The following is a 9,296-nucleotide window of genomic DNA, read 5'->3' on the forward strand; positions in this document are numbered from 1 at the left end:
CCCTTGTCTGGACCAAAACCGCCGACCAGATCCTCGACAATCTCGCCAACTACTGCACCCGGATCAATAAAGCTTCCAACGACTCAGGACACTAGGACGTAGCGAAGGCAGCCTCGCAACCCGGCCTGCAGCCAGCTCAGTTCCGCCGACTCGACCGCGACTCGGTCAGGGATGGCAGAAGCTGCTCGCCGCGCGTCGCCTACCACTCGACTTCGGCAAGGTGCCGCTTGCCGCCCGCCACCGCCCACTCATCGCCCTGATGGGATCCATGCCCTTCACTCGCCGAGAGTGCCGGCCTAGCGTGCCGTATCCGGTGCCTTCAAGCGCAACAGCCACAGAGGAGCCAAGATGGAGCAACCACCGATCAGCCGCAGGCGCCTTCTCCATCTGGCTGGGGTCGGGGGCGCGACTCTGGTCGCACCCGCCGCGCTCAACCAGCCAGCCTACGGTCAAGCCGCCACTCAGACTCGAACAGCCTCGAGCCAACCAACACTCACCAAAATCGATGTGACTCCCACCATTGAGAACGGGATCGCCTGGTACGACGTCGCCCAATGGGGCGTGGAGGGCAAGGGCTGGCAGGACACGGAGCGCTTCTACGATCGCCTTCCCGCCAGAGCCAGATCAACGGTCCGATCGGCGGTGTGGGATCTGAGCCGCGACTCCGCCGGGATGTTGACCCGATTCGAGACTGACTCGACTGTTTTCCACGCCCGCTACCGCTTGGACTCCTCGGCACTGGACATGTTCCACATGCCCGCGACCGGGATGAGCGGCTTGGATATCTACGGGCGAACCAGCTCAGGTGTCGACCGCTGGCTCGCTGGGGCGAAACCGGCGACGCAGCTTGTGGAGCAACGTCTCGTGAGCGGGGTCGACCCTGGTCGCCGGCTCTACACCGCCTACCTTCCGCTCTACAACGGCGTCGAGTCTCTCCAGATCGGCGTGGATCCGAGTGCCTCCTTCCAAGGAGTGCAACCGCGCACCGAACGGCCTGCGGTCTTCTACGGAACCTCCATCATGCAGGGCGGGGTTTCGTCACGCCCAGGCATGTCGATCACCGCGATCCTCGGCCGGCGCCTCAACTGCCCGACGATCAATCTCGGCTTTTCCGGCAACGGCACGATGGATCTGCCGGTCGGCGAACTGCTGACTGAAATCGACGCGTCGGTTTATGTGATCGACTGTCTTCCCAACATGGCTCCGGCCCTGGTTGCACAGCGTACCGAGCCGCTCGTACGCCTGCTCCGCGACGCACGACCTGACACTCCGATCCTGCTCGTCGAGGACCGGACCTACGCGAATGCCACTTTCGTCGAGTCGTCCCGGCAGCGGCACGCCGGCAGCCGCGCTGCCCTACACGCCGCGTACATGAACCTGCGCACCTCCGGCATCAAACATCTGTTCTATCTCGAAGGCGACAACCTGGTCGGCGACGACGGAGAGGGCGAGGTGGACGGATCGCACCCCAGCGACCTTGGAATGGTTCGCTACTGCGACGCCTACGAGCGGGTCCTGCGGCCCGTCCTGGCAATGGCGCAGTGACGCCCACCGTGGCCGAGGACCGTTTGGCCGCGGGGGTGGGCGCGGCTTCTCCCCGCGCCAGGTGTAGTAGCCAGAAGCGTTGTTGACGGCGCGGCGGCTCGGGTTCGATGGAAAGACCTCCGGTGAGGTGTGAGGTGCTGACGCTCGTTCACCGGAAGTCTCACGGCCCACCGCAACGCCGGCTGGCCGTGCGCGGCCGGCGGCTGCCCGTCACGAGTGTCATCGGCGACGGCCGTTCGGTCGCGCACGGCGCCGTCGTGGTCATCGACCGTCGTGCCCGCATCGCGATCACCTAAACCGTCACCGGCCAGATCATCGGGATCGACGAGATCAGGCCGCCTCCAGAGCCGCACACCCTGGTCAACTGGGGGCGGCACTGGCACCTGGTCGCCGGCCACACCGACCGGGGCGCCTGGCGCACGTTCCGCGTCGACCGGCTGCGCACCCGGCTCCCGACCGGGCCGCGGTTCGCCCCCGAGGGACCGCCCGACGGCGACGTGACCGCGCACCTGTCCAGCGGACCGTGGGCCGTGCGGGCGACCGTCACGATGCACCGGCCGGCGGCGACCGTGGTCGACCTGGCGTGGCTGGGGATGGGTGCCGTGGATCCCGTCGATGACGACACCTGCCTGCTGCACCCTGGGCACCGAGTCGGCCGCGGACCTGGCCTGGATGGTCACCTCGGTCGGGCGTCGACTTCACCGTGACCGGTCCGCCGGAACTCGTTGACGCGATCCGCGCCCTCGGTGGCCGTTGCCGCCGCGCCACCTGACCATGCCGCCCGGCCCGCCGACGACCCCTGGCGGCGCGACTCTGGACGGCCCGGTCGTGCCTCGGCTCTCCAGCCTTGGCGGCATCGATTCGGGCCGGTTGCGCCGACTTGCCGCTCCCCGTCGGCAGCCTGCCGCCGGATGACCCGAACGTATCCTTGACGACCCATTACAGTGTGATTAAGGTCCGGGCCGTAATGACCTAGACGAACGGAGCCACCATGCCCCTCAGCCGTCGTTCGCTCCTCGCGAGTAGTGCCCTCACTGGCGCCGCACTGGCAGTTGGCCACGGGGCGGTGGCCGGCCCGGCGTTCGCGCAGGACGAGCAGGAGCTTACTCCCACGAGTTTCGGTCCTGCCTCTTTGACCGCCGCCGTCCGGGGTGCCGCCGTCATCGGCGACAGCGTCTTCATCACCTCCCGGTTCAACACGCCCGAGGGGAAGATGCGGCTGGGCGAGTTCGACGTCAACACCGGCGAGATGCGCGGCATCGACGACCTCACCATCCCCAGCAACGGCGGGCAGAAACTCGCCGCCGACGGCCGGTACGTCTACATCGGCCCCGCCGGCAGCGCGTACGTCTACCGGTTCGACCCGCAGACCAAGGAGCTGGCGGCCTGGGCCCGCGCCGGAGGCAGCACCACCTGGTACTACGACATGGTCGTGCACGGCGAGCACCTCTACATCGGCACGTACCCGGACTGCACCGTCAAGCGGATCCGCCTCGCCGACGCGACGATCGAGACGTACGGCCGCATCTCCACCTCCCAGTACGCGGCGGCCGTGGCGGTCGACGACGAGTACGTCTACGGCGGGTCGGCCGCACCCGGCACGCTGCTGGCCTGGCCGAAGGCCGGCGGCGCGCCCACCAACCTGACCCCGCACCTGAGCGCCTCCCCGGTCGGCATCCTCGACATGACGGTCTCCGACGGCGTCGTCTACGTGGCCAGCGGCCGGCAGCTCATCTCCTTCCACCGCGACGGCTCCAACCGGGTCTCCCGGGACATCCCCGCCGAGGACCGCTACGTCGACCAGGTCACCGTCGGCAGCGACGGCAAGGTGTACGCGCTGACCCGGCTCACCACCAACCTGTACGAGGTCACCGCCGACGGGCTCGTCAAGGTCGGCCAGCCCCTCGCCGACGTGGAGAACGCGCTCCTCGCCCCGCTGCCCGGCGGCGCGCTGCTCGGGGTCAGCGGGCTGGGACACGTCTGGAAGACGACGCCGGGCGGCACCGCCAGCGTGTGGCAGACCGCCACCCGCGGCTTCGGTTACCCGGAGACCATCCAGTCGATGATGCGGCACACCCGGGGCACGATCTGGGTCGGCGGCCACTACGCGATGACCGTGCACCGCACCGAGGCCGGCACCAACGACCGGTTCGACATCAACGGCGAGGTCAAGGCGATGGCCGAGGGCCAGGCCGGCGTGGTCTACGCCGGCCTCTACCCCAGCACGCAGATCGTGGCGGTCGACCCGGACAACTACGAGATCAAGGTGCTCGGCCTGCTCGGCAACGAACAGCTGCGCACCAAGCGGATCGTCGTGGACCGGCCGCGCAACCAGCTCATCGTGGCGTCCAGCCCGCAGACCACCAAGCACACCGGCGCGCTGACCTTCGTCGACCTGACCACCAACGCCTTCGACGCGCACCGCGAGTTCCTGCCCGAGCAGAGCGTCATGGACGTGGTGGTGCAGGGCACCACCGCCTACATCGCCGGCGACACCTACGGCGAGGGCACCACCGGCCCGATCCGCAAGGTCGCGCAGGTGGCGGCCGTCGACATCGTCACCCGTACGCTGCTGTGGCGCGAGGAGATCAAGCCGGACTGGCAGTCGTACGAGAGCCTGCACGTCGTGGGCAACCTGCTCTACGCCATGGGCCGGCGGCCACGCGGCGCCTGGTTCGCCTACGACCTGCACACCCGCACCATCGTGATGGAGGGCGACCTCGGCGGGTACGGGCAGTTCAACGGGGTCGACGGCCGGGTGTTCTCCTGGGTGCACTGGACCAACGACATCTGCGAGCTGCCGACCGTCCCGGGCGGCGCGGTGACCACGCTGTACGACAACGTGCCGCGCGGCTGGTACAACAACCCGGCGTTCCACTTCACCCCGGCCGGCAAGTCGACCTGGGGCATGCACGGCATGGACCTGACCCGCTTCCCGCTGCCCAAGAAGTAGTCCGAACTGGGCACGTAGACCGACCCGCCGCCGGACGCGACCCGGTAGGCGGTGCGATGGACGGGCCCGCCGGATCACGGCGGGCCCGTCCACCAGAGGTTGCAATCCGGATGGAGACCTGTTGCGGGACGAACGCCAGAACATCGACCCGGCGCTACCGCACGTACCGGACGGCGCCCGGCACACCGACGCCCGCCAACGCGCCGCCGTTCGGCTCGAGCACGACTTCCCCTTCGACCCGAGCTACGGTCACCGCCTCGACCAGTTGCTCCGCGTCCCGGCACCAGCCGCACCCGCCGACTTCGACGAGTTCTGGCGCGCTCGACACGACGCCGCGCGGCAGGTCGCGACGGATCCCGCCATCGGTCCCCTGGAAGAGGAACGCGACGGCGTACGGATCTTCGGAGTGACCTACTCGTCCGTGGGCGGCGTCCGCATCGGCGGATGGCTCGTGCTGCCCGCCGAGTCGGCGGGGCACGGGTTCGTCATCGGCCACGGGTATGGCGGCCGTCAGGAGCCAGGCCCCTCCGTACCACTGCCGTTGCCTCGGTCGGCGGCGATCCTTCCCTGCGTACGCGGCATGGGCGCGCGCAGCCTGCTGCCGGGCATACCCGACCACGCCGACGGACACGTGCTGCACGGCATCGACTCGCGGGACCGGTACGTCATCGGAGACTGCGTCGCCGACCTGTGGTGCGCGGCGTCGGCGCTGCTGCAACTGGTGCCGAGTCTCGACCTGCCCGCCGGCCCGCGCCTGGGTTATCTCGGCGAGAGCTTCGGCGGCGGCATCGGCGCCCTGGCCCTCCCCTGGGACGACCGCTTCGCCGCAGCCCGGTTGGCCGTGCCCACCTTCGGCAACCACCCGCTGCGGCTCACCCTCCCCTGCGTGGGCAGCGGCGAGTCCGTCCGCGCATACCACCGTGAACACCCGGGAGTGACGCGGGTCCTGCGATACTTCGACGCCGCCACGGCCGCGACGAGGCTGCGCATCCCGGCACTGGTCGCGCCCGCCCTCTTCGACCCCGCGGTGCCGCCACCGGGCCAGTTCGCCGTGCACAACGGCCTGGCCGGGCCGCGCGAGTTACACGTGCTGACCGCGGGGCACTTCCCGCACGCCGACAGCCAGACCGAGTACGAGGAACTCGTCACGGCGAGCCAGCGCTTCTTCGGACAGCACCTCGGCGACAGGCCTTAGCTTGGGATCTGGTTACCCGGTGCCGTCGGACCGAGCAGATACGCGATGACGTCGGCGGCGGTGTAGTCGTCACCTCGGCGAGTCAGGTGCGGGAGGAAGGCCAGGTCTTGCCCGAGCGTCACCAGCGGTGGCTCGACGTAGCCGTCCGGCCGCCGCTGACCGAGCCCTACGGTGGCGACCAGCCCGTTGCACAGACACCGGCTGCCTACCGTGTCGTCGACCGACCCGCCCTTGCGTACGTACTCGTCGACCGGTTCCGCGGGGCAGCGGTATCCGACCCTGCCGTCCGGGCGGCGGTACGGCGTACGCAGGTATCCCAGATCGCAGTGGCGTGGCCGGTCGGCGTAGACCTGCTCGTCGGCTGCGGTGCCGGGCAGGTGAACCAGCTTGAACGGAAACCCCGTCGGGGAGGCCGTGGCGTGGTTGCGTACGACGAGCGCGTTGCGGGCCGCGTCCCGCAGCATCCGTCGTCGGATGGCCGGGTCGAGGCCCGATTCGCGGCACAGCGCGAACGCGGTCCCTACCTGCACCCCCGCGGCGCCCGCGGCCCGGGCGGCGCTCAGCCGCTCCGGGTCGGTCTGCCCGCCGGCCAGCCAGAACGGCAGACCCAGGCTCGCCACCTTAGCCACATCCAGGCGGTCCCGCGGCCCATACACGGGCTCGCCGTCGACACTGAGGGTCAGCGGGCCGCGGGGCCGGACGCTGTGCCCGCCGGCGGCCGGGCTCTCCAGCACGAAGCCGTCCGGACGGGTCCTCTCATCGCGGGCCAGGTAGGCGGCCAGCGTGGCGGACGACACGATGGCCAGCAGCCGCGGCCGCCGCAGCGGTTGGGGCGCCTCGCCGAACAGGTCCCGCGGGTCGAAGGCGAGCTGGTGCTGCTCGCCGGGCGCGGCGGCGTCCACCGCGACCGACAGCCGCGCCGGGACGCCGGCGGCCAGGGCGTCGAGCAGGCGCGGTATCTCGGTGGGCAACCCGGCGCCCATCAGCACATAGTCGACGCCGGCCAGCATGGCGCCGTACACCGCCGCTGGCGTGGCCAGCTGGATCTTCTCCAGGTAGTTCACCCCGACCGGGCCATCGTGGCCTTCCTTTGCCAGGAAGACCTCGACAAAGTTGGCGACCACCGACAGTTCCTGCCCGTGGTGCCCGGGCCGCAGCCGCAGCCGCGGCACCGGCCGGAACGGCTCGTCTTCGGGCCGCCCACCGGGCACGAAGTACCGGTCCAGCAACCGTTGCGCCACGGCCGGGACCGGGAAATGGCCGAGAGCCCGACGGATGTGACCGCCGTCGTCGCCGCGCTGCAGGCGCCGGGCCAGCAGCGCGTCGAGGGCGACGCCAGAGACCACACCGAGCTGCCCGGTGGCCGCCACCGCCCGCGCCAGCCGCCAACCGGAGATGCCGACCCCCATGCCGCCCTGGATGACGGCCGGAGCCGTCTCGCCGGCCATCAACGGTCCCGCCGGTTGGTGCCGCGTGTGAGCAACTGTTGCCGTAGCCGCCAGGCCCCGGGCAGCAGGCCGGCCGCCAGCACCGCCTTGAGCACGTCCCCGATCAGGTAGGGAACAAATCCCAAGGCAAGCGCTCTGGGCAGGCCCACACCCGTCGCGACGGCCAGCCACGGCACGCCGACCAGGTAGATCAGCGTGTTGCCGGCCGCCATCATGCCGATGGTGCGCCACGGCCGTCGGTCCGCGCCAGCCAGGGCGAGCCGGCCGACGAGCGCGGCGGCGAGCACGAAGCCCAGTAGGTAGCCGAGAGTGGCGGTGCCGAACCCGGACGCGCCGCCGGCAAACCACGGAAGGCCGAATCCGCCGGCTGCGACGTACAGCAGCATGCTGACCGCCCCGCGGGTCGGTCCCAGCGCCGCCCCGGCGAGCAGAACGGCGAAGGTCTGCCCGGTGATCGGCGCCGGTGACCCCGGCACCGGGAGCGCGATCTGTGCCGCGGCCCCCGTCATGGCGGTAGCGCCGACGACCAGGACCACGTCACGCGGAACGGATCGGCCCCACAGATCCGCCAACACTCCCGGGTTGCGGCGATACACCGCCGCACCTGCCACGCCTTCGGCCATCCTCGTCCCTCCTGCCGCCGCGTCCAGTTGGCGCGGGCGCCGTTTTTCCACCCCGCTCGTCCTGTCACGACCGGGACGTGCCGCCGCGCGGCGACCAGACCGACAGCGACGGACGCGCTGTGCGAATCCTGGGGCGCATCAACTCGATACGGCAGGGCCGTAGGTCCCGCCCTCGGTTGCCTGTCGGACCCGTCGCCCTCAGCTCGCCGAGCGCCACGACCGCCTCCGGCCCGCCTCGCTGACCCGCTTCGCCACCCACATCGAACTCCACCGCGCCCTCATGATGGCCAAAGCCGGCGACGGACCCGGCGGATTGGCACCTGCCCGACGTGCCTGGGTAGCTCTACCAACCGACCGCCGCTCACAATCCCTCGGCCTCGTCCTTCGCGAAGCCGAGAAAGCCGCCCGACAGCGAAGATGAACCACCAGGGACACGACCCCTCGCTTGTAAGTTCTGAGCGCTCCGTCCGGCAACCTCTGTCCGCGTACGCGACCTCGGGCGGAGGTTCACGCTCGGCCGTCGCCGGCTGTCCTCGTCCCGGCTGGCTGCTGTCACCGTTGCTGTCGACAGCAACAGGGCCAACGCCGCTAGTGGTGTTGCGCGGTCGACGCATGCTGCCCTAAGAACTCCCGAAAGAGCCGGCAAAGGTTCGAGACGGCGCGCTTGTGGTCGTCGTCGCTGACAAGGCCGTCCTCGGTGGCACCCACACCGAAGGTCTCGGCGAGCGCTAAAGACGAGAAGACCAGAGGACTGCCAGGATGACGGGCAGACATCCACTCCTGGAACGCCGCCAGCTCGCCCTGACCACGCGCGAGGGCGAATCCCGTCAGGGCCGAGAACGCTCGCTCGTACGTCGGTCGCCCGACGTACATGCCCAGCCGGTGCTCCATATGCCACAAGAACTCCTCCCAACTCACGGCCGCATTCTTCCCGACGCCGGCTGCTTCGGTGTGAAAGAACCAGCACGGCTCACTGGCTTGCACTGGCAGCAAGCGTGGCCTGCGGGAACAGTGCAGGTTCGTCCCCGCTCGTCCGCCACAGTCCGCGCCCGTCGTCACTCATCTGGTCACCCAGGCGAGGACTCGTCACCACCTGCGGAGATTGCAGATATCCCGAGCTGCCTGCCGGATGAGAGCTCCGACCTTCCGGGTGTCGACGTTGCCTCTCGCTGCGCCGGAATAGCGAGAGGTATCCCGCACCAGGAGAACCGCGCCAATCCAGCCCACCATGATCCCCAGCGCCATGGCGACAAAGAGCAGCATCACGATCGGCACAAGAACGCTCTCTGCGACTCCAAGACGGACCAGCAGCATCAACAAGGCCGTCACCGGGAAGAGCCAAGCAAACCACATCCCCCTGACGAACAGGCGATATCTGTAGGACTCCACGATCATGGATATATCGGGACTATCCAACTGCCTCTCCACTCCGGCCTCAGCCTCGATCCACCGACGCAGTTGACGGCGATCGCTAGTTGATCATTTTGATGTTGAGTGGTTCGGGGCGTGCGGGAGTTGCCGATCACGTGTTC

Annotated in this window: 8 protein-coding genes and 1 pseudogene; 5 read left to right on the top strand and 4 right to left on the bottom strand. The window is 69.5% G+C overall.

The genetic code is table 11. The annotated features are described in order from the left end of the window. Positions 1-348: 348 nt before the first annotated feature. The 4 genes from AB0G14_RS33855 (at position 349) to AB0G14_RS33870 (ending at position 5,693) form a co-directional block, all read left to right on the top strand. Positions 349-1,545, top strand: a complete 1,197-nt coding sequence (locus AB0G14_RS33855; RefSeq protein WP_357704582.1) for an SGNH/GDSL hydrolase family protein — start codon at positions 349-351, stop codon at positions 1,543-1,545. A gap of 383 nt (positions 1,546-1,928) precedes the next feature. After that, the gene (locus tag AB0G14_RS33860; RefSeq protein ID WP_357704596.1) at positions 1,929-2,252 is read left to right on the top strand and encodes a WYL domain-containing protein; all 324 of its coding nucleotides are present in this window, start codon (positions 1,929-1,931) and stop codon (positions 2,250-2,252) included. A 425-nt stretch (positions 2,253-2,677) separates the two neighbouring features. Continuing rightward, positions 2,678-4,498, top strand: a complete 1,821-nt coding sequence (locus tag AB0G14_RS33865) for a hypothetical protein (protein ID WP_357704584.1) — start codon at positions 2,678-2,680, stop codon at positions 4,496-4,498. A gap of 121 nt (positions 4,499-4,619) precedes the next feature. Next, entirely contained in the window at positions 4,620-5,693 is a 1,074-nt protein-coding gene (locus AB0G14_RS33870) for an acetylxylan esterase (RefSeq protein WP_357704586.1), read from the top strand. Here the strand turns inward: AB0G14_RS33870 and AB0G14_RS33875 are convergent. Then, positions 5,690-7,141: a nitronate monooxygenase gene (locus AB0G14_RS33875; protein WP_357704588.1), complete on the bottom strand. Its 1,452-nt coding sequence runs from the start codon at positions 7,139-7,141 to the stop codon at positions 5,690-5,692. The two genes, AB0G14_RS33870 and AB0G14_RS33875, sit on opposite strands and share 4 nt — an antisense overlap. Beyond that, on the bottom strand, positions 7,141-7,764 hold the full coding sequence (locus tag AB0G14_RS33880) for a biotin transporter BioY (RefSeq protein ID WP_357704590.1): 624 nt from the start codon (positions 7,762-7,764) through the stop codon (positions 7,141-7,143). The genes AB0G14_RS33875 and AB0G14_RS33880 overlap by 1 nt, the downstream gene beginning before the upstream one ends. A gap of 217 nt (positions 7,765-7,981) precedes the next feature. Between AB0G14_RS33880 and AB0G14_RS33885 the strand changes: the two are divergent. After that, positions 7,982-8,185 (top strand): annotated as a pseudogene (locus AB0G14_RS33885) (XRE family transcriptional regulator); the annotation flags it as partial. A gap of 167 nt (positions 8,186-8,352) precedes the next feature. Here AB0G14_RS33885 and AB0G14_RS33890 read toward each other — a convergent pair. Continuing rightward, the gene (locus AB0G14_RS33890) at positions 8,353-8,682 is read right to left on the bottom strand and encodes a hypothetical protein (RefSeq protein WP_357704592.1); all 330 of its coding nucleotides are present in this window, start codon (positions 8,680-8,682) and stop codon (positions 8,353-8,355) included. 168 nt (positions 8,683-8,850) lie between these two features. Further along, positions 8,851-9,159, bottom strand: a complete 309-nt coding sequence (locus AB0G14_RS33895) for a hypothetical protein (RefSeq protein ID WP_357704594.1) — start codon at positions 9,157-9,159, stop codon at positions 8,851-8,853. Positions 9,160-9,296 lie beyond the last annotated feature (137 nt).

Origin of the sequence: Micromonospora sp. NPDC023814 (assembly GCF_040639595.1) — a bacterium.
Lineage (GTDB): Bacteria > Actinomycetota > Actinomycetes > Mycobacteriales > Micromonosporaceae > Micromonospora.